This window comes from Micromonospora taraxaci (assembly GCF_007830095.1).
In the GTDB taxonomy this organism is placed as follows: Bacteria; Actinomycetota; Actinomycetes; order Mycobacteriales; family Micromonosporaceae; genus Micromonospora; species Micromonospora taraxaci.
In genome coordinates, this window is record NZ_VIWZ01000001.1 from 5,529,389 (window position 1) to 5,548,829 (window position 19,441).

Consider the following 19,441-nt stretch of genomic DNA (forward strand, 5'->3'; position numbering starts at 1 on the left):
GAGTAACGGAGCCGGTCCCGGCCGGGACGCCCTTTTCCCAACCGCGCTACGCGGCCTCGTCCGGGCCGGGCTGTACGGCGAGCAGCCCCGCCTCCGCCAACGCGTTCCAGAGCTCATCGGGTACGACGGCCTCGAACCGCCGCATCGTCTCGGTCACCTGCGCGCCGTCGCGCACACCGACGACAGTCGACACCACTGCCGGATGCCTGCGCACGAAGGCGAGCGCCGCCTGCGGCAGGGTCACCCCGTACGTCTCGCAGACCGCCGCGATCCGTCGCGCCCGTTCGATCACCTCCACCGGCGCCTGCTGGTAGTTGTAGACGGCATCGGCCGGTGGCCGCTCCCGCGACAGCAGCCCCGAGTTGTAGACGCCCGCGATGACCACGCCCACGCCCCGCCTTCCGGCGGCCGGCAACAGGTCGTCCGCCGCTCCCTGCTCCAGCAGGGTGTACCGCCCGGCGCACATCAGCACGTCGACGTCGGTCTCGCGCACGAACCGCGCCAGCATCGCCGACTGGTTCATGCCGGCGCCGATCGCGCCCACGACGCCCTGGTCACGCAGCTCGACAAGGGCGGGTACGGCTTCGCGTGCGGCCTGCTCCCAGTGGTCGTCCGGGTCGTGGAGGTACACGACGTCGACCCGGTCCAGCCCGGTCCGCTCCAGGCTGGCCTCGATCGAGCGGAGGACACCGTCGCGGCTGAAGTCCCAGACCCGCCGGTGACTGGCCGGGACGTCGAACCCGCCGGAGTCCCGCAGGTGCGCGTCCTGCGGGGACGGCACCAGGAGTCGCCCCACCTTCGTCGACACCACGTACTCGTCACGTGGCCGCTCCCGCAGGGCAGCGCCGAGTCGACGCTCGGACAGCCCCAGCCCGTAGTGCGGCGCGGTGTCGTAGTACCGGACGCCCGCCTCCCAGGCCGTGTCGACCGCCGAGGCGAACTCCTCGTCCGTCGTCGTCCGGTACAGGTTGCCGCCCTGAGCCGCGCCGAAGCCCAGCTCGGTGAGGCGTACCTGCGGACGGAGCGGCAGTGCCCGCGCCCTCACGACGCCTCCAGCCCGTAGACGCGGCGTGCCGTTCCGCCCCAGATTGACGCCTGGTCGGCCTCGTCGTGGCCGCCCAGCCACTCCGCCAGCGCCTCGACCCACCGCGCGTACGAGCTGGCGAGCAGGCAGACCGGCCAGTCCGAGCCGTACATCAGTCGGTCCGGCCCGAACGCGTCGAGTGCGGCCTCGACGGCCGGTCGGAGGTCTCCCGTCGTCCAGGGCGACCGCTCGACCTCGGTCACCAGACCGGAGACCTTCGCCGTCGTGTTGGGCGCGTCCGCCAGCGCCCGCAGGCCACGGGTCCACTCCGTCATCTCCGGACGGCCCAGCGCGGGCTTGCCCAGGTGGTCGAGGACGAAGTCCACCTCCGGCAGGTCGTGCGCCAGGCGCGCGGCCATGGGCAGCTGGTGCTGGCGGACCAGCAGGTCGTACACCAGGCCCGCCGCGCCCACCGCGGCGATCCCCCGACGGACGTCCGGACGGTCCAGGTACGCCGGGTCGGTCTCGCTCTGCACGAGGTGACGGATGCCGACGAGGCGGTCTCCGCCCGGTGCCGCCCGCAGGCGGTCGATGCGGGCGACGACGTCGGCGGCGGTGAGGTCCACCCAGCCGACGACCCCGCGGACGAGAGTGTCCCCGGCCGCGATGCCCAGCAGGTCCACCGTCTCCGCCTCGGAGGCGATGGACTGCACCGCCACTGTCGCGGTAACCCCGGCCGCCTGGGCCAGCGGCGCGAGGTCGGCGGGCTCGAAGTCGGCGTCGATGGCCGCCATCGTCACCGGGTCGATCCACGACTGGGGGTGCCGTGCGCGGACCCAGAGGTGGTGGTGTGCGTCGACGATCCCGGCTCGCCGAGGCCCCTGCCCGCCGGTCATCGGCCCAGCCAACCGCCGTCGACGGGCAGCACGATCCCGTTGACGTAGTCGGACGCGGCCGACGCCAGGAACACGGTGGCGCCACCGAGATCGTCGGCCCGGCCCCACCGGGCGGCCGGAATCCGACCGAGGATCGCCTGGTTACGGTCGGGGTCGTCGCGCAGCGCCTGGGTGTTGTCGGTGGCGATGTAGCCGGGCGCGATGGCGTTGACGTTCACCCCGTGGGCGGCCCACTCGTTGGCCAACGCCTTGGTGAGGCCGGCCACGCCCGACTTCGACGCGGCGTACCCGGGGACGGTGATGCCGCCCTGGAAGCTCAGCAGCGACGCCGTGAATATGATCTTGCCTTGGCCGCGCTCGACCATCGTCCGGCCGATCTCCCGACTCAGGACGAACTGGCTGCTGAGGTTCACCTCGATCACCTGGTCCCACATCTCGTCCGGGTGCTCCGCGGCCGGAGTACGGGCGATCGTGCCACCGTTGTTCACCAGGATGTCGACGGGCCCGAGAGCGGTGAGGTCCCGGGCCAAGCCGTGCACGGCGGTCCGGTCGCCGAGGTCGACCCGCAGCGCGGTGAACCGGCGGCCGGCGGCCTGCACCCGGGCTTCGACCTCGCTGCCGCTCGCTTCGAGCTGGGCGGAGACGCCGACGATGTCAGCACCGGCCAGGGCCAGGGCCTCGGCCATGGCGAGACCGATGCCGCGCCGGGCCCCGGTCACTACTGCGGTCTTACCGGACAGGTCGAACAGCGCCGTCACTTGTTACCTCCCTGGAGATCGAGCAGCACCTTCATCACGCCGCCACCTTCGAGCGCCGTGAAGGCGGCGGCGGCCGCGTCGATCGGCTCGACCCGGGAGATGAGCTGTCGTGCCGGGATGGCGCCCGAGGCGACCAGCCGGATCGCCTCCTCCATGTCGTCCCGCTGGTAGAGCCGGGCGCCGAGGAGTTCCAGTTCGCGCCAGAAGAACCGGTGCAGGTTCACCTCGCGGGGCCTGGGGTGGATCGCCACCATCACCAACCGGCCCCGGGTGGTGAGCACGTCGACAGCCGTGGTGACACCGGCGGCGGCGCCGGACACCTCGAAGGCGATGTCGGCGCCCGCTCCGTCGGTGCGGTCGCCGACGAGAGCCACGACGTCTGTCGACCCCGGGTCGACGGCCTCGATCCCGACGCCGCCGGCCACCTCACGCCGGTACGGGTCCGGCTCGACCAGCAGCACCCGCGCGCCTCGGCTCTGCGCGACGGTCGCGATCAGCACCCCTACCGGCCCACCGCCGACCACGACCACCTGGTCGTCGGCGGAGACCTTCCCCCGCCGGACGTCGTGCACGGCGACCGCGACCGGCTCCACGAGCGCGGCGTGGTCGAGCGGTAGGTCCTCGGGCAGTGGCAGAACCAGCTCCGCCGGCACGTTCCAGGAGGACTGCATGGCGCCGGGTGAGTCGATACCGAGGAAGTTCATGGCGTGACAGATGTGCGAGGTGCCGCGCCGGCAGGCCGCGCACTGTCCACACGGGCGGGTCGGCATCACGGTGACGGGCTGGCCGACGGTCATGCCGTCGACGTCAGCGCCGACCGCCGCGACACGCCCGGACATCTCGTGCCCGATGATCGCGGAGTCACCGACCCGGGCGTCCATGTCACCGTGGTAGATGTGCAGGTCGGTGCCACAGATTCCGGTGTAGGCCACGTCGATCCGCACCTCTCCGGGACCGGGTGGCGCCGGTTCGCGGTCTTCGATTCCGAGGTCACGCGCCCCCCGGTAGACGACTACCTTCATCGATCCTCCGTCTCGACGGTCGGTACGTCGGTCGTGCCGACCGAGCATGGTCGTGGGTGCACCGCCGCGGCGGTGCACCCACGCTCCTCCTTCTGTGGTGCTCAGCTCACTACCGCCCGGTGGGCGCCACCTCGTTGTGCGAGTTCAGCGACACGACGGGCACCGGATGGCCGGCGACGATACCGTCCACGCCGGCCAGCAACCAGCGGCCGGCCAGCTCCGGCCGGACGTTGGGGGTGTCGGCCGTCTGCGCCTGCGGGCGGCGGTTGGCGGCCCGGATCAGCTCCTCGTCGACGCGGACGCCCAGCCCGGGCGAGTCGCCGAGGATGAAGGCGCCGTCCTCGACGTGCAGGTCGATGGAGACACCGACCGGTCGGTGAACGTCCTGCAGCTCGCTGGTCAGGTGGTTCGGCACCGAGGTCGCGGCGTGCAACAGCCCGACCGGGCTGTTGCCGATCGGGCTGACCGGCAGGTCGTGCGCGTGGGCCAGGGCGGACACCCGCAGGAAGTGGGTGACTCCCCAGACGGCGGCCATCTGGACGACGTCGACAGCGCCGGCGGCGATCAGCGGGCGATACTGTTCGAGCCCGGTGAGGTTCTCCCCGGTGGCCACCGACGCGCGCACTCCCCGACTGACGGCGGCGTGACCCTCGGCGTCCCACCGCCGGACGGGCTCCTCGATCCAGATCAGGTCGAGGGAGCGTTCGATCTCGCCGACGTGCCGCACGGCCTGCTTTCGGGTCCAGGCCTCGTTGACGTCGAGCATCAGACCCGCTCGCCGGCCGTGCCCTGCCTCGGTGAGGACGTCTCTGACCAGGCCGAGCCGGTGCCGGTCCCGCTCGATGTCGAGGCCACCCTTGAGCTTGGCGGCGCGCAGGCCGTGGCTGGCGTAGACCTCGTACGCCGCGACGAGTTCGTCGTCGGTCAACCCGATGTCCAGGCCGGAGGCGTAGGCGTTGACCCGCCGGTCCCGTCCGCCCAGCAGCCGCCACAGTGGCTCACCGGCAGCCTGCGCCTTGATGTCCCACAACGCGGTGTCGAGAGCGCCGATGGTGCCGAACACCGGCCCCGCGTGGCCGGCCTTGAAGGTGTGCCGCAACATGCGGTCGTACAGGGTCGTCACCGCACGTGGGTCTTCGCCCTCGATCGCAGCGAAGATCCGCTCGATCTCGACGTGTGGCCCGAGGCCGACGCCCGTGATGCCCTCGTCGGTGTCGACGAGGACGATCGAGATCGGGACCACCCCGTCGGCGAACACGCCGTTGGCGTCGCCGACAGGGCGCCCCCATTCCTGGACCGTGGTGAGCGTCCGAAATCCCGTGATCCGCATGTCAACCCTTCGTGGAACCGGCGGCGACGCCGTCGGCAATTTGGCGCTGGAGGAACAGGTAGACCAACAGGACGGGTATCGCGGCGATCAGCACCCCGGACGCGAAGGTCGGGATGTTGTCGGAGTACTGCCCTCGCAACGAGGTCACCCCGATCATGAGCGTCCGGTTCTCGGCCGAGGGCATCATCACCAGCGCCATGAGGACGTCGTTCCAGCAGAACAGCGTGTTGAGGATGCCCACCGACAGCAGCGCCGGGGTGCCCAGGGGCAGCATGATCCGGCGATACACGCCGTAGACGGTGTTGCCGTCGATCCGGGCGGCGTCGACGATCTCCGGTGGGATGCCCTTGTAGTAGCTCGTCATCAGGAAGACGGTGAAGGGCAGGAACTGGGCCACGTAGACGAGGATCAGACCCGGGTACGTGTCGATCAACGCGGTGTCGGCCATGATCCGCGCGAGCGGCACCATGATCACCTGAAACGGGATGAAGAGCCCCGCGAGGCAGCCCAGGAACAACGCCGACGAGCCACGGAACCGCAACTGGCTCAGCGCGAAGCCGGCCATCGACCCGAGCAGGAGCAGCAGCAGCACCGACGACGCCACCACGACCAGCGAGTTGACGAAGTAGCGGCCCATGCCGGCGCTGGTCCACGCCGTGCTGATGTTCTCCCATTGCAGGGTGCTGGTCAGGGAGAACCGGTCCAGGATGTAGTCCCGGCGGGTCTTCAACGCGACGTTCGCGGTGAAGAGCAGGGGGTAGATCGTCGCCACCGCGAGCAGTGACATCGGGATGGCGACCATCCACCGTCCCAGTCGGACGCGGGACATCAGTCCACCTTTCCCGATCGTTCGAGCAGTTTGATCTGCAACAGACCCACCACGAGCATGATCGCGAAGAGGATCGTGGACGCTGCGGACGCGAGCGCCGGGCGGTTCATCTGGCCCTGCTGGATCCAGATGTAGTACTCCGGCAGGTACGTCGAGCCCTCCGGGCCGCCGCTGGTCATGACGAACAGCAGCCCGAACATGGAGGTCAGCATCCCGATCATCGTGGTCACGAAGACGAACTGGATGGTCCGCGACAGGGCCGGGACGATCACGTGCCAGACGACCTGGCGCAGTGACGCCCCGTCCACCCGGGCGGCGTCCAGCAGCGCGGCGTCGAGCGTGGCGAAGCCGGCGAGGAACACCACCAGGGCCATCCCGAAAGTGGCCCAGATGTGTACGCCCACCACCACGAACATCGCGATGTCCGGGTCACCGAGCCAGTCCACCGGGCCGACCCCGACCGAGCCGAGGACGGCGTTGACGGGGCCGTCGAAGGCGAGCAGGAGGTTGAAGATCGCTCCGACGATGACCGGTGAGAGCACGGCGGGGAAGAAGTAGACGCTGCGGTAGAGACGGTGGCCCGGCACCCGCAGGTAGATGAACGTGGCGAGCAGACCGGGGATCGCCACCGCCACCGGGAGCAGCAACACCAGCAGACCGACGTTGCCCAACGCGGTGCGGAACAGCGGATCCCCGAACAACTCCTGGTAGTTGCCGAAACCGACCGCTTTCCCGTTCTGGTCACCGTCGCCGGTGAAGGAGAAGTTGACTCCGAGGATCAGCGGGTAGATCCGCAGCGCCACGATGATCAGGACGGCCGGAGCGACCAGGATGTAGGGGGCGTAGCGCTCGGCCCCCGAGCCGCCGCGGCCGCGACGGGAACGGGTGCCACCGCGGTGCGCGGAGGGTGTGACCGCCGGGCCGCCGGCCCGCCCGGCCGAAGCCAGGCGGACCGACGGTTGCGTGTTTCCGATCGGCACGAGGTCAGCCCGCCTGGTCGGAAGCGGCCAACTGCTTCACCACCTCGTCGACGGTGATCGAACCGCTGAGCAACTGCTGGGAGAGGCGCCCCATCAGGTCGATCGTCTTCGAGGAGAGCGCGACGTGCAGAGCCGGCTTGCCGGTCTTCAGCTCGCTGACGATCGTGGAGGCAGCCGGGCCGGCCTGCGACACGTCGATCGTGATGTCGGCGGCGATCGCGCCGGCGTCGGCGTAGAACGCCTTCAACGCCTCGGCCGAGGTCAGGGAGCGCACCAGGTCGGCGGCCACCTTCGGGTCCTTCGTCCACTTGGCGACCGCGTAGCCGATGCCGCCGTCGTACGGCAGGCTCGGCGTGGTGCCAGCGGTGACGATCGGGGGCTTCATGACGCCGAGCTTCTCCGGGGTGAGGAACTCGTTGAAGGACTTCCAGTGCCCGACGTCCGACATGAGGCCCATGACGTGGGCGGCCTTGCCGGACTGGAAGGCCGCGAAGGAGTCGTTGAACATCGCTGTCGAGTTGGCCCCGTCCGTGTTCATCTTCTTGGCCCCGGTCTCCTTCCAGAGCTCGAAGACGCGCTTCACGTTGGGCGAGTTCCAGTCGCGCTTGCCGGTGATCCAGGCGTCGTACTCAGCGGCGGTGAGGGTCACCGACCCCATGCTGGAGAGCCAGAACTGGATGCCGACACCCTCCTTGTTGCCGAGGGCGAAGCACCTGGAGCCGGCCTTGGTGACGGCGGCGCAGTCCGCGACGAACTTGTCCCAGGTGGTGGCCGGGCTGGCCGGGTCGAGGCCGGCCTTCCGGTAGATGTCCTTGTTGTAGTAGATCGGGTAGCCCTGCAGCGTCACCGGGCCGCCGTAGACCTTGCCGTCCTTGGTGAACGCGTCCCAGCCGGCCAGCCGCTGCTTGTCCTCGGCCACGTAGTCGGTGATCGGCACCAGCGCGTCCACCCGGTCGCGAATCTGGCCGCCGCCGTTGAACATCATGACGTCCGGTCCCTTGCCGGACTGGATCGCCGCACCGAGCAACGTGTAGTACTGATCGAAGGGCTGCGCGACGAACTCGACCTCGACGTCCGCGTGCTTCTTCTTGAAGTCGGCCTTCGCCTTGTCCAGATACGATTTGGCGAACGGCTCGCCGGACTTCCAGTCCCACACCACCAACTTGCCGTCGGACTTCTTGGACGAGCCCGAGTCGCTAGCACTTCCACAGCCGGTCAGGGCCAGTCCAACAACGAAGACGGCCGACCATATTGCGCGCTGTCTCATGAGTTGTCACCTCTGAAAGTGGGGTGGCCTACGGCCGTGCCGTCTGCCATCGTTGATCGGAAAGTAACTCGTATGACGTGTGACGTCAATACTCGGCCGTAGACTGGCGAGGACGTCGTGCCACGGCGGGTCATTCGGAGGGGACATGACGCCAGCTCAGGAGACAGCCCTGAACAATCCGGCAACCCCGGCGTGGGTCCGTCGACCGACCAACCTCGCCCGGGCGGTCACCGCCGAACTCGTGCAGCGCATCGTCCGTGGCGTACACCCGTCGGGAACGTCCCTGCCCCCGGAGCCGATCCTCTGCGAGACCTTCTCGGTGAGCCGGACCGTCGTACGGGAAGCTGTCAAGATCCTTCAGGAGAAGGGGCTGGTGCAGGTCCGCCAGGGCGCCGGCACCATGGTCACCCCACCGTCACAGTGGGACATGCTCGACGAGCTCGTCCTCGCGGCAACCATCGCCGAGGACGACAGCCTCGCGATCCTCGATGATCTGGTCGTGACCCGACGGGTGCTCGAGTCCGACATGGCGAACGTCGCCGCCCGGCTCGCCGATGCGGAAACCATCGACCGCCTGCGCGAGATGGTGGACGGAATGGACGACCTGGTCGACGACCACGTGACGTACCACGAACACGACCGGGCCTTCCACGACACGATCATGCAGGCGTCCGGCAACCGCATCGCTCGCGGCGTCGTACGCGCCCTGGAGAGCCAGGTCATCAACACCGCCAGCTACATGGGCCGCACCGAGCGCTCGCTGTGCGTGGCGTCGAACCAGGGTCACCGGCGGATCTACGAACGCATCGCCGCCCACGATTCCGAGGGCGCCGCCGAGGCGATGTTCACCCACATCACCGAGGCCTGGCTGGTCCGCCGCAGCGGTTCAGGCAAGCCGGTTCGACTGCAACGCTGAGCGGCAGCGCCACGCTCCCGGGCACAGGAGCGGACGCTGCCGCCGACGTCAGCGCCGGCCTCGCCGGCGACCGGGATCAGGAGAACTGCGAGAAGAACCTCCAGATCTCACCCTTGGTCCAGGTCGTGATGCCACTCTCGGCGTAGGTGCCGTCCACCGGGCCGGGCATGTGGCCGTTGTCGTACGCGGCCCACTGCACCGGGTACCCGGACCGGCAGCCCGAGTAGGTGGTGGTGATGTGGGTGCGGCTGCCTGCCCCCGGCTCGGGCGGGTTCTGGGCGGTGCACCCGTTGTTGCGCACGAACGTGTCGCGCAGCGCCCTGCCCTGGGAGATGCTCAGGACGTTGTCCGAGATGCCGTGCAGCCCGAAGTACGCGATGGGCTGCGTCCCGCCACTGCACCCACTGATCTGCCCGCCGGAGATGACCGCGACGGCCCGGAAGACGGTGGCGCGGGCGCAGGCGATGGCGTAGCTCATGCCGCCGCCCCAGCTGAAGCCGAGGGCGAACCGCTGCCGCGGGTTGACACAGAGGCTGCTCTCGATCCGGCTGATCATGTCGTCGACGAAGACGATGTCCTCACCGCCGGAGTTGCCCCAACCGTTGCCGAAGCCCTGGGGCGCGACCAGGATCGCGCTGTTGTTCGACTGCTCCTGCTGCCCGTAGTAGGACCACGGCGTTCCGCTCGTGCCACCGGAGGACACGTCCTGCATGGTGCCGCCCCGCCAGTGGAACGCGAAGATCAGCCGGTAGGGGTTGCTGTTGTTGTAGTTGGCCGGCACCCGCAGGGTGAACGTCCGGCTCTTGCCGTTGCTCTGGATCGTGTGCGTGCCGCTGGACAGGGCCGGCGCCTTGCCACACCCGCTGCCACCGGTCGGTGGTGGGGTGGTGCCGCCGTCCGTGCGGACGAGCTGCCACTGCTGGTTGGTGCCGTTCCAGTCGGCGTACTGCACGATGTTGCCGCCGTCGGCGGTGGAGGCGCCCTGCACCTCCACTGCCTTGCTGCTGTGCCGGCTGATCAGCCGGACGTAGCCGCCGTCCGAGTCGGCCAGGCGGAACTGCTGGTTGGTCCCGTTGAGGTCGGACCACTGCACGATCGCGCCGCCGTCGGCGGTCGAGAAGCCGCTGACGTCGAGGACCTTGCCGGAGTGCCGGGACTTCACCCGGTAGTAGCCGCCCCCGGAGTCCACGAACTGCCACTGCTGGTTGGCACCGTTGTTGCGGGTCCACTGACTGACCCGCGCACCGTCGTTGGTGGCCGAGGCGTAGAGGTCGAGCGCCTTGCCGCTGTTGCGGTTGACCAGGACGTACCAGGCGTTGGTGTCCACTGTGGCAGCCGCCGCGGGCGTCTGGTTGACAGCGACCAGCGCGCTGGCCGCCATGACCGCGGCCGCAGCCGCGGCCAGGCCTGATCGCCAGCGATGCCGTGGTGGGGAGGCGGGACGGGCCTCACCGATGACCTTCATGGTCCACTCCTTCGATCGGGGCAACCCACGAGCAGAACGCACGCGCGTGCCCTGGGGTGCGTGCCGGCGACTGGTGGTGGCGTCAGCACGTCTGAGGGGTTTGCGGACGAGATGCGGCCGCCGCCGAGCGACCGTGGCCCAGGCCACGGACCGAATGTGGAACAGGCCCGCGCCGGGTACGCGGTGCCCATCCGGCTCCGGGCAGCCAGTGGTCCGCGGGTGAAAATTAGCGTTAACCACGTCATACGTCAAACGATTGGCATCGATTTCACGAGCTTCTCCACGGCCGGCAGCATGGGCGCTGGTAGCAGCTCTGCGAGCTTCGCACCGCGACGGAGCAGTGACTTGACGTAGCTCTTGTTATCGCTCACAGTCGATGGACGATGGGGTGGCGTCGATCGGGCGAGCGGCACCTCCCCAGCGGGCACAAGCAGCGGCCCGCCCCGGGTGGGGGCGGGCCGCCGTCCTGTCACCTGACTCGTCCGGTCGCTATCCGATCCGGACCAGCTGCCACTGCTGGTTGGTGCCACCCCAGTCGGCGTACTGGACGATGTTCCCGCCGTCCGCCGTGGACGCGCCCTGCACCTCGACCGCCTTACTGCTGTTGCGGTTGATCAGACGCACGTATCCGTCGGCCGAATTGGCGATCCGGAACTGTTGGTTCGTGCCGTTGAGGTCGGACCACTGCACGATCGCGCCGCCGTCGGCGGTCGAGAAGCCGCTGACGTCGAGGACCTTGCTGGAGTGCCGGGACTTCACCCGGTAGTAGCCGCTCCCCGAGTCCACGAACTGCCACTGCTGGTTGACGCCGTTGTTCCGCGACCACTGGCTGATCCGCGCACCGTCGTTGGTCGCCGAGGCGTACAGGTCCAGCGCCTTGCCGCTGTTCCGGTTCAGCAACACGTACCAGGCGCTGGTGTCCACGCCGGAGCCCGGCGGGGGCGTGGTGGGCGGGGTCGAGCCGCCGTTGAGGGCGTCCAGGACGGCGGTGTACGCGGCCTTCTTGTTGCCGTTGCAGTCGAACAGCAGCGCGTTGTCCGAACCACGCCACGAGTCGCAGTCGCGCACACCCCACGTGGTGATGCCGGTGCACCGTGAGACAGCCAGGCAGGCGCGGGTGACGGCGCCGTAGATGTTGGCCTGGTTGCCGCCGGTCATCACGTCCAGCTCGGTGATCTGCACATCCACACCGAGATCGGCGAACCGCTGCAGGTTGGCCTGGTAGTCAGACGCCAACGACGTGCCCAGGTGCGACTGGAACCCTACACAGTCGATCGGCACACCACGGGACTTGAAGTCCCGCACCATGTTGTAGATCCCGGTCGACTTCGCGTTGATCCCGTCGGTGTTGTAGTCGTTGTAACACAACTTCGCACCCGGATCCGCCGCCCGCGCGGCCCGGAACGCCGCCTCGATCCAGTCGTTGCCGGTCCGCTGCATGTTCGAGTCACGCCGCCCACCCGAACCACCGTCGGCGAACGCCTCGTTCACCACATCCCAGGCGTAGATCTTCCCCCGGTAGTGCGTGGCGACCTGGGTGACGTGGTTGATCATCGCGCTGCGCAACGCGCTGCCCGACATGCCCTGCGCCCAGCCCGGCTGCTGCGCGTGCCACAACAGCGTGTGACCCCGCACGCTCATGCCGTTGGCCTGCGCGTGGCTGACCAGGCGGTCGCCACTGGAGTAGGTGAAGGTGTTCTGCTGCGGCTCGGTCGAGCTCCACTTCATCTCGTTCTCGGCCACGACGCTGTTGAACTCACGGTTCAGAATCGTCGTGTAGGCGCTGGTCGACAGCTTGTTGACGGCGACAGCCGCGCCGAAGTAGCGGCCCTTCTCGGCGGCGGCCGCCTTCAAGGTCGTGCCGGCGCCGGCTGCGGGAGTCAGCGCCACTGTCATGCCGGTGGTGAGGGCGACGGCGAGGGTCGCCGCCGCCAGCAACGTTCTGCGTGATTTCATGTCGATCCTTTTCAGTGGGTGCATCGGTGGTGGTGATGTGCCACGTCGATCAGGACGGCCGCCCGGTGCGGCGCACGCGGTTGGGGAAGGCGTTCGCCGGCACTGCCGGGAGCCCTGAGGTGACGTCCGCCTGCCCGGAGGGGACGCCGGATTCGAGGTACGACCCGCAGGGCTCGCCCGGTGAACCCAACGAAACGATAAACCTCGATATCGAGGGTGAGCGATAACATGCCGTTCGTCAAGACGAAACGAGCCGTTCACGCCGACGCGCCGGAACACCCCGTATCGCCCACTACCGCCCGCCTGCGGGGATCTCCGGCACCCGCCGCGAAAGCAGCGGACGAACCGGCCCGCCGAGACACCAGGACACGCCTGAGGGTGGTTCTGTTATCGCTCACAGCGATCGGGCGGCCGTGCCCCGCGAGGCTGCCGTCAGCCGGCAGCGCCGCCGTGCCCCCGCTCCGCCAGGCTCGCCTCGACGCGTACCCCGGCAAGCATGTCGGCGGTGGTGTGCGCCCGGATGCCGGGCTGCGTGCCGTCGGCGAACCGGGCGACGACCGCCCGGACATGTCGCTCGGCGGGCGCGGCGAGGCCGTCGTAGACGGCCGCGAACAACTCCTGCGCCGGTCGCCGGAGCCACCCCTCGGGTAGGAGTTCCAGGGGCAACTGCGGATCGAGTACGGGGAACCGCCGGAAGGTGTCCATGACCTCGGTACGGGCCCGCACCGCGGCGGCGCCGTCGACATCCCCGGACACCACCCCGGGCAGCAGCGGCGTCCAGCGCCGGAGGAAAGCGTCGTAGCTCCGGCTGATCGCGTCGATGTCCCAGGCCTCGATCGGGGCACGATGGATGGCCGAACCGAGGGGGGCCTGCCGCCCGCGGAACACCGTCACGGCACCGAGGGTGAGCTGGTCGAGACGGGCACGAGCCGGGGCGTTCAGTTCACGCGGCGAGATCCACAGTCCGTCATACAACGGCGCGTAACCGAGCCACCGCAGCTGCGCCCGCAGGGCCCGCCGCTGCCCACTCAACTCCTGTGGCAGCGAGAACGCGACGACCGTCCAGCACCCGTCCCATCGCACCGTTGAGGTGGTGGAGGTGAGGATCCAGTGGGCTCCGGCAGAGAGGCTTGCGGCCGCACCGCGGCTGAGCCGGTACGAGCTGCGGCGTCCCAGTCGACTGCCCTCCAGCACGCCGCGGCGGGCCAGCCGGCTGATCGCGGTGCGCGCACCGGCCGTCGTCACGCCGGTCTCCCCGAGCAACGCCACGATGGCGGCGGACGGGAGCGAGACACGGGTCCGCAGGGTGTAGTCCGCCAGCAGGGTCACGGCGACCCCCTGGGGTGAGTTGCCCGCCTGCCGCCGGGGCAGCCGGAGCTCATGATCTCCGTCGTCCGGATAGATCTCGTCGATGTCGAACGGGCTTGCCACAGACGCTCCGTGCTCTTCAGGGACGGTGTGACGACTGTAGACGGATCACCGCCCTGCCGGCTCCCGGGATCGATCGACGATAGAAAGACTTCGATTGACACTTGTCGGTCCGAGGGGAACACTAATTGCCATGCAATGCCGCCCGGAGTCGGGCAGGGACAGGGCAAACCACAGGTAGCGGGCAGGCGTGATCAGGCGGGCACCGGGCGCACCCGCCACCGGATCGCGCTACCAATCCCAGCCGCACAGGCAATCGAAGGAGTCGTCCGTTGACAATCAAGAGAAAACTGCTGCTCGCGCTCGCCGTGCCACTGGTGACGGCCGGCCTGGTGGTCCCCACGCTCCGACCCGCGTACGCGGCGTCGCTGACCGAGGTGACCAGCTTCGGGGACAACCCCGGGCGGATGCGTATGCACGTCTACGTGCCGGACAACCGCCCGGCCAAGCCGGCGACAGTGGTGGCCATGCACGGCTGCGGCGGATCCGGCCCCGGGTTCTACTCCGGGAGCGAGTTCGCCAGCCTCGCCGACCGTTACGGGTACATCGTGATCTACCCGTCCGCCACCCAGCAGGCCGGCTTCGGCAACTGCTTCGACACCTGGTCGGACGCCGCGAAGCGGCGAGGTGGGGGCAGTGACCCGGTCTCGATCATCTCCATGATCCGGTACGTGCAGCAGCAGTACGCGGCCGACCCGGACCGGGTCTACGCCACCGGCAGCTCGTCCGGCGGCATGATGACCAACCACATGCTGGCGCTCTACCCCGACGTGTTCAAGGCCGGCGCCGCGTTCATGGGCGTGCCGTTCAACTGCTTCGCCAACGCGGCGGACTACCCGCCCGGCAGCAGCCAGTGCACCGGCGGGAACATGAACCGCACGCCGCAACAGTGGGGCGACGCGGTGCGCCAGGCGTACCCCGGCTACTCCGGGCCTCGTCCACGCGTGCAGCTCTGGCACGGCACCAACGACACCCTCGTGCCGTACTCGCTGTTGCAGGAGACGATCGAGCAGTGGACGAACGTGTTCGGCCTGAGCCAGACCCCCACCTCCACCGACACACCCCAGGCCAACTGGAACCGGCGTCGGTACGCCGACAGCAGCGGCACCGTCCAGGTCGAGGCGTACAGCATCCAGGGAGCCGGGCACAGCCTGCCGTCCGGCGGTATGGCCGCCGCTGCCCTGCAGTTCTTCGGCCTGACCAACCCCACGACGCCGCCGCCGACCACCCCGCCCCCGACCACCCCGCCGCCGACCACCCCGCCGCCGACGACGCCGCCCCCGACCACGCCGCCGCCGACCAACGGCGCGTGCCGGGTGACCGTCGCCGTCAACGCCTGGAACAACGGCCTGACCGAGAACATCACCATCACCAACACGGGCACCAGCGCCGTCAACGGCTGGTCCCTGGTCTTCACCCTGCCCAGCGGGCAGACCATCACCTCGGGCTGGAACGCCACCTACTCGCCCAATTCCGGGCAGGTGACGGCCCGCAACGTCGCCTACAACGGGGGCATCCCCGTCAACGGCTCGGTGACCATCGGCTTCCAGGCCAGCCACAGCGGTAACAACGCCCGACCGTCCTCGTTCACCCTCAACGGCGCGTCCTGCACTGTCGCCTGAGACCGGCCCGGCGTCGACGAAACCGTGCGCCGGTCACCACCTCCGTGGTGACCGGCGCACGACTCGTTCCGGCGTCGCCGGGTCAGCGGTAACCGGCGCCCACCACGCTGGCCTGCACCGCGTTCTCGGTCGCGTCGGACGGGTAGCCGGCGACCATGGCCCCCTCGTAGAAGGTGCCGGCGCTCAGGTTCGCGCCACCGTCGGGCTTGCAGCAGTCACCGCCACTGCCGAGGATGATCGCGCCCTGCTTCTTCATCGGGCTGTATCCCGGCGGGAGCGAGCCGTCATACAGCGTGTAGAGGCTGCCGGACTGCGCGTCGCTGCCCTTGATGGCGAAGCGGGTGGTGCCGTTGTTCTTCAGCGTCGCGGTGACGAACTTGCTGGTGAACGCGCGCTGGTTCGGGTTCCAGGTCTGGCTGCCACCCGGGAAGAGGCCCCACTCCAGGTCCGCCTGCACCCAGGGGCCGGAGCCGGAGCAGCCGCCGAACCAGCACTGCTTGCTGAAGTTGATGGCGTCCATCGCGCCGGCGGCGTCCGCCTTCCTGGTCGTCTCGCTGTTGCCGTAGTCGAAGCAGCAGCCGCTGTTGACGTGGGTGCCGCTGGTGACCATGTACATGCCCTCGGGCGCCGCACCGGTCGGCACTCCGGTGAGGTGCCCGTCGCGCCAGTAGCTGTTGCCAGGGTTGATGTAGAGCGAGTACGCCTTCGCCCCGCCCACGGTCAGCGACTCCGACGTGGCGATCGCCGGCTTGCTCTGCGGCGAGCCCGGAACGACGCTGGAGCCCTGGTACCAGAGATCGTTACCGCGCCCGGACTGGTCGAAGACGACGGTGATCACGCAGGTCGTGCCGGAGCAGAAGGAGTCCTGTGTGGCGGCGACGGCGGTGCCGCCGGCGCCGGACACCGCGATGTTGCGGGTCGTGTTGTCCGACGAGCGACGCACCTGGTAGAGGTTGCCGGTGTACGCCGCGTAGAGGGCGCGCGTTGTGCTGTGCGCCGCGATGCACGGCGTGCCGCCGGAGGCGTAGATGTCGCACGGGCGCGCGCCGCTCGGCGGTGGAGTAGTCGGCGGTGGGGTCGTCGGCGGGGTGCTCGGCGAGGTCCACTGCTGGTTGGCGCCGCCGTTGCAGGCCCAGAGGATGAGCTTGGTGCCGTTCGCCGTGCCGGCGGCGTTGGCGTCGACGCAGAGCCCGGACTGCACGCCGGTGATGGTGCCGTTGCTGTTGACGTTCCACTGCTGGTTGTTCTGGCCGTTACAGTCCCAGATGATCACCTGCGTGCCGTTGGTGGTGCCCCGGCCGTTGGCGTCCAGGCACTTGTTGCCGTACACCGTGAGCTGTTTGCTCGACGTCCAGGTCCAGGTCTGGCCGGCGCTGCCGTTGCAGTCCCAGAGTTGGGTCTGGGTGCCGTTGGTGGTGCTGGAGTTCGGCACCTCCAGGCAGCGACCGGACTGGGTGCCGACGATCGTGGTGCTCTGCCCGGGCTCGATCGCCGCGGACACGGCTGCGGCGGCTTCGGCGGCGAAGGGTGAGGTGGTTGGCGTGGTGCCGTAGCCGACGAGGACGCCGACCAGGGCGGCGGCGAGAACTGTCAGACGTCGCACGCGGCGGCGTCTCGGGATGGGATCGAGGGCCGTTCCTGGCCCACCGGGGGACGGGGTTCGCACGAGGTACTCCTCGGAGTCGCGGAGGTGGGGGATGGTCGACGCGCCACGGGCGAGGGTGGTGTCGGCGAATCGATTCGCAACGAATGGTAGGATCTTTGTTTCATTGATGTCAATGAATACGCTCGGTGGGAGATGCGCTGACCGCTGGACGAGCGGCCAGCGCATCACCTCCCCCGAGACATCTACCGCCCCAGGAGCCGCCACGTCTGGTTCAACGGGCTGCCCTGGTTGACCGCTCGGCAGGTCCACTGGTGGACCAGCGCGCCGGCCGCCGTGGAGACCGCGTTGACATCGACGCACTTGCCACTGTGCCGGGCGACGAGTTGGTAGTCATGCGAGTCGTTACCCGAGTAGGTCACCTTGCGCAGCGCGAACTGCTGGTTGGAGCTGTTCAGGCAGGTCCACTGGTGCACCGCCGCACCGTCGGCGGTGGACACGCCGCTGACGTCGAGGCACTTCCCGCTCTGCTGGTTGACCACCGTGTACGTGTTGGCCACGCCGGCGACCGGCCGGAAGTTCCAGAGTTGCTGGTCACCGCCGTCGCAGTAGTTCTGCTGCTGGACGTTGCCGTCGGCGGTGCTCAGGCCGGCGTTGTTCAGGCACTGCTGGGAGTGCTGCGCCACGGCCACCGACTGGAAGCCACCCTCCGAGGGCGGCAGGAGTGTGAGCGTGTAGGTGTCGGTCTGGTTGGAGTACGGCAGCGTCACCGTGGCGTTGTTGTTGGACACGTTCACCACGCTGCTCGAGACCGTGACCGGCCCCTGCACGGCACCGCCGTTGTTGTGCGGGATGCGCTGGGTGAGCACCCGGACCTGGTTGTTCTGCACGATGCCGCTGGTCGTGTCCAGGCGTTGCAGGTTGACGGTCAGGTTCCCGGTGGTCCGACCACCACCGACCAGGACCTTCGCCGAGCCGGTCTCCTTCGTGGCGTACGCGTCGAACGACTGGCTCGGCGTCACCCCGACGATCTGCCCGGTCTGGGAGGCGTAGAAGCGGTAGTTCCACCACTCACCCTTGGGCTGGTGCTGTCCGGCCGAGTTACGGATCAACAGGTTGCCGAGGTCGTTGTGCAGACTGCCCCCACTGGCCCAGTTCGCCCGGAGCCCGTCCGCCCTGGCCCGCTCCAGGCGCGCGATGTACCAGGCACCGTCGGCCGGGTTCTGCTCGTCGGGGGCACCGTACTCGTTGATCTGGTACGGACGCGGGTGGGCGATGCCGCGCGGGTCGAGGGTGGCGTTGGCGGCCGCGACGTTGGCTACCGGGTCGCCCGGCAACGAGTGCCAGCTGACGATGTCCGGCACCGTGTTGGTCGAGCGGACGAAGTCCAGGTACTGGTTCCAGAAGGTGTGCGTGGTCGACGGTACGCAGGCACAGCTCGGCCCGACGATGAGCTGACTGGGGAACTCCGCCCGGATGCGCTGGTAGGTGCGGCGCCACAGTTCGAGGTACTGGGAGATCGGGCGGTTCCAGAAGATGGTGATGTTGGGTTCGTTCCAGATGTCCCACTGCACCGACAGCCCGGACGCCCGGACGTCGCCGATCAGGCGGGTCAGGAAGTTGTCGTAGTCGGTCCAGTTGCCGTTGTCACCGGGGAAGCGGGAGATCCCGGCGCCGTCGGCACCCCACAGGTCGTGCGGCAGGATGATGAACTGCCCACCGAGGGCGTTGGTGCGACGCGCCTGGGCGAGTGTGGAGTTCCAGCGGCGGTCGTAGGTCCCGCCGACCCAGCCGCTCCCCGGAAGCTGCGCGCCGCCGGCACGCATGTACTGGAACTTGACGTCCCGGTAGAAGTGGTCGGCCGGACCGCTGGCGTTCTCGGTCATGCCGTAGATCCAGCCGGAGGCGCGATAGGTCGGCGCACCGCTGGTCGAGGAGAAGTTGACACTGATCGACTCGTCGGCGGCCTGGGCGGGGGACGGGGCGACGGCGACGGCGGTCGTGGCGGCGAGCAGGCCGACCACGAGTCGGGCGACGATCGCACCGGCTCGTCCTGACCTGCCGCGGGACGGGGTTTTCACGGGCGGCTCCTTGGTGGGGCGTGGGGGACGCTCTCCGGAGGGCAGCACTTGCGAATCGATTCGCACGGATCGTAGGACCGGGCACTGAACCGTGTCAATGAATTGACAGCCGGATGAAGACCATGTTTCCGCGCTCGGCCGTCAATCTCTTGACCACCGCTTCCGGACCGTCTTATCTTCGTGCGAACCGATTCGTCGAATCGATTCGCCTCATGGTCGGGCTCCGCTCGGCCCGCGACTGTCACACCACCCACCCTGACGATC

General features: G+C 69.0%; 15 protein-coding genes. 2 read left to right on the forward strand and 13 right to left on the reverse strand.

Annotation, left to right across the window (positions count from 1 at the left end; translation table 11 throughout):
* Positions 1-46: 46 nt before the first annotated feature.
* From FHU34_RS24940 to FHU34_RS24975, 8 genes are all read right to left on the reverse strand, one after another.
* Complete coding sequence (locus FHU34_RS24940; protein WP_145784631.1) at positions 47-1,045, reverse strand: aldo/keto reductase; 999 nt, start codon at positions 1,043-1,045, stop codon at positions 47-49.
* Positions 1,042-1,920, reverse strand: a complete 879-nt coding sequence (locus FHU34_RS24945) for an amidohydrolase family protein (protein ID WP_145784633.1) — start codon at positions 1,918-1,920, stop codon at positions 1,042-1,044. The genes FHU34_RS24940 and FHU34_RS24945 overlap by 4 nt, the downstream gene beginning before the upstream one ends.
* Positions 1,917-2,678, reverse strand: a complete 762-nt coding sequence (locus tag FHU34_RS24950; RefSeq protein ID WP_145784635.1) for an SDR family NAD(P)-dependent oxidoreductase — start codon at positions 2,676-2,678, stop codon at positions 1,917-1,919. The genes FHU34_RS24945 and FHU34_RS24950 overlap by 4 nt, the downstream gene beginning before the upstream one ends.
* Positions 2,675-3,700 (reverse strand): zinc-dependent alcohol dehydrogenase, encoded by a 1,026-nt coding sequence (locus tag FHU34_RS24955; protein ID WP_145784638.1) that lies wholly within the window; start codon positions 3,698-3,700, stop codon positions 2,675-2,677. Before FHU34_RS24955 ends, FHU34_RS24950 begins: the two co-directional genes overlap by 4 nt.
* A 109-nt stretch (positions 3,701-3,809) precedes the next feature.
* On the reverse strand, positions 3,810-5,030 hold the full coding sequence (locus FHU34_RS24960) for a mandelate racemase/muconate lactonizing enzyme family protein (protein WP_145784640.1): 1,221 nt from the start codon (positions 5,028-5,030) through the stop codon (positions 3,810-3,812).
* Between the two features lies 1 nt (position 5,031).
* Entirely contained in the window at positions 5,032-5,859 is an 828-nt protein-coding gene (locus FHU34_RS24965; RefSeq protein ID WP_145784642.1) for a carbohydrate ABC transporter permease, read from the reverse strand.
* The gene (locus FHU34_RS24970) at positions 5,859-6,839 is read right to left on the reverse strand and encodes a carbohydrate ABC transporter permease (protein ID WP_167524899.1); all 981 of its coding nucleotides are present in this window, start codon (positions 6,837-6,839) and stop codon (positions 5,859-5,861) included. Before FHU34_RS24970 ends, FHU34_RS24965 begins: the two co-directional genes overlap by 1 nt.
* Before the next feature lie 4 nt (positions 6,840-6,843).
* Positions 6,844-8,106 carry an ABC transporter substrate-binding protein gene (locus tag FHU34_RS24975; protein ID WP_145784644.1) on the reverse strand — a complete coding sequence of 421 codons (1,263 nt, stop codon included), beginning with the start codon at positions 8,104-8,106 and terminating at the stop codon, positions 6,844-6,846.
* 145 nt (positions 8,107-8,251) lie between these two features.
* Here FHU34_RS24975 and FHU34_RS24980 point away from each other — a divergent pair, with 145 nt between their 5' ends.
* Positions 8,252-9,022 carry a FadR/GntR family transcriptional regulator gene (locus tag FHU34_RS24980; protein ID WP_145784646.1) on the forward strand — a complete coding sequence of 257 codons (771 nt, stop codon included), beginning with the start codon at positions 8,252-8,254 and terminating at the stop codon, positions 9,020-9,022.
* A 76-nt stretch (positions 9,023-9,098) separates the two neighbouring features.
* On the opposite strand, the gene FHU34_RS24985 is transcribed toward FHU34_RS24980, so the two are convergent.
* The 3 genes from FHU34_RS24985 to FHU34_RS24995 all read right to left on the reverse strand — a co-directional run bounded on the left by FHU34_RS24985 (position 9,099) and on the right by FHU34_RS24995 (position 13,874).
* Entirely contained in the window at positions 9,099-10,487 is a 1,389-nt protein-coding gene (locus FHU34_RS24985; RefSeq protein ID WP_145784648.1) for an RICIN domain-containing protein, read from the reverse strand.
* Positions 10,488-10,976: 489 nt separating this feature from the next.
* Positions 10,977-12,443 (reverse strand): endo-1,4-beta-xylanase, encoded by a 1,467-nt coding sequence (locus FHU34_RS24990; RefSeq protein WP_145784651.1) that lies wholly within the window; start codon positions 12,441-12,443, stop codon positions 10,977-10,979.
* Positions 12,444-12,875: 432 nt separating this feature from the next.
* Entirely contained in the window at positions 12,876-13,874 is a 999-nt protein-coding gene (locus tag FHU34_RS24995) for a PaaX family transcriptional regulator (protein WP_145784653.1), read from the reverse strand.
* Positions 13,875-14,143: 269 nt separating this feature from the next.
* Here FHU34_RS24995 and FHU34_RS25000 point away from each other — a divergent pair, with 269 nt between their 5' ends.
* Complete coding sequence (locus tag FHU34_RS25000) at positions 14,144-15,493, forward strand: extracellular catalytic domain type 1 short-chain-length polyhydroxyalkanoate depolymerase (protein ID WP_145784656.1); 1,350 nt, start codon at positions 14,144-14,146, stop codon at positions 15,491-15,493.
* A gap of 82 nt (positions 15,494-15,575) precedes the next feature.
* On the opposite strand, the gene FHU34_RS25005 is transcribed toward FHU34_RS25000, so the two are convergent.
* Positions 15,576-17,096 carry an arabinofuranosidase catalytic domain-containing protein gene (locus FHU34_RS25005; protein WP_244311822.1) on the reverse strand — a complete coding sequence of 507 codons (1,521 nt, stop codon included), beginning with the start codon at positions 17,094-17,096 and terminating at the stop codon, positions 15,576-15,578.
* Positions 17,097-17,341: 245 nt separating this feature from the next.
* Complete coding sequence (locus FHU34_RS25010; RefSeq protein ID WP_145784658.1) at positions 17,342-19,177, reverse strand: RICIN domain-containing protein; 1,836 nt, start codon at positions 19,175-19,177, stop codon at positions 17,342-17,344.
* Between the last annotated feature and the right edge of the window lie 264 nt (positions 19,178-19,441).

What these genes read in the sequence shown, in the direction of transcription:
- FHU34_RS24945 (WP_145784633.1), bottom strand. Translation starts at nt 1,920, where the DNA reads ATGACCGGCGGGCAGGGGCCTCGGCGAGCCGGGATCGTCGACGCACAC.
- FHU34_RS24955 (WP_145784638.1), bottom strand. Translation starts at nt 3,700, where the DNA reads ATGAAGGTAGTCGTCTACCGGGGGGCGCGTGACCTCGGAATCGAAGAC.
- FHU34_RS24960 (WP_145784640.1), bottom strand. Translation starts at nt 5,030, where the DNA reads ATGCGGATCACGGGATTTCGGACGCTCACCACGGTCCAGGAATGGGGG.
- FHU34_RS24965 (WP_145784642.1), bottom strand. Translation starts at nt 5,859, where the DNA reads ATGTCCCGCGTCCGACTGGGACGGTGGATGGTCGCCATCCCGATGTCA.
- FHU34_RS24975 (WP_145784644.1), bottom strand. Translation starts at nt 8,106, where the DNA reads ATGAGACAGCGCGCAATATGGTCGGCCGTCTTCGTTGTTGGACTGGCC.
- FHU34_RS24980 (WP_145784646.1), top strand. Translation starts at nt 8,252, where the DNA reads ATGACGCCAGCTCAGGAGACAGCCCTGAACAATCCGGCAACCCCGGCG.
- FHU34_RS24985 (WP_145784648.1), bottom strand. Translation starts at nt 10,487, where the DNA reads ATGAAGGTCATCGGTGAGGCCCGTCCCGCCTCCCCACCACGGCATCGC.
- FHU34_RS24990 (WP_145784651.1), bottom strand. Translation starts at nt 12,443, where the DNA reads ATGAAATCACGCAGAACGTTGCTGGCGGCGGCGACCCTCGCCGTCGCC.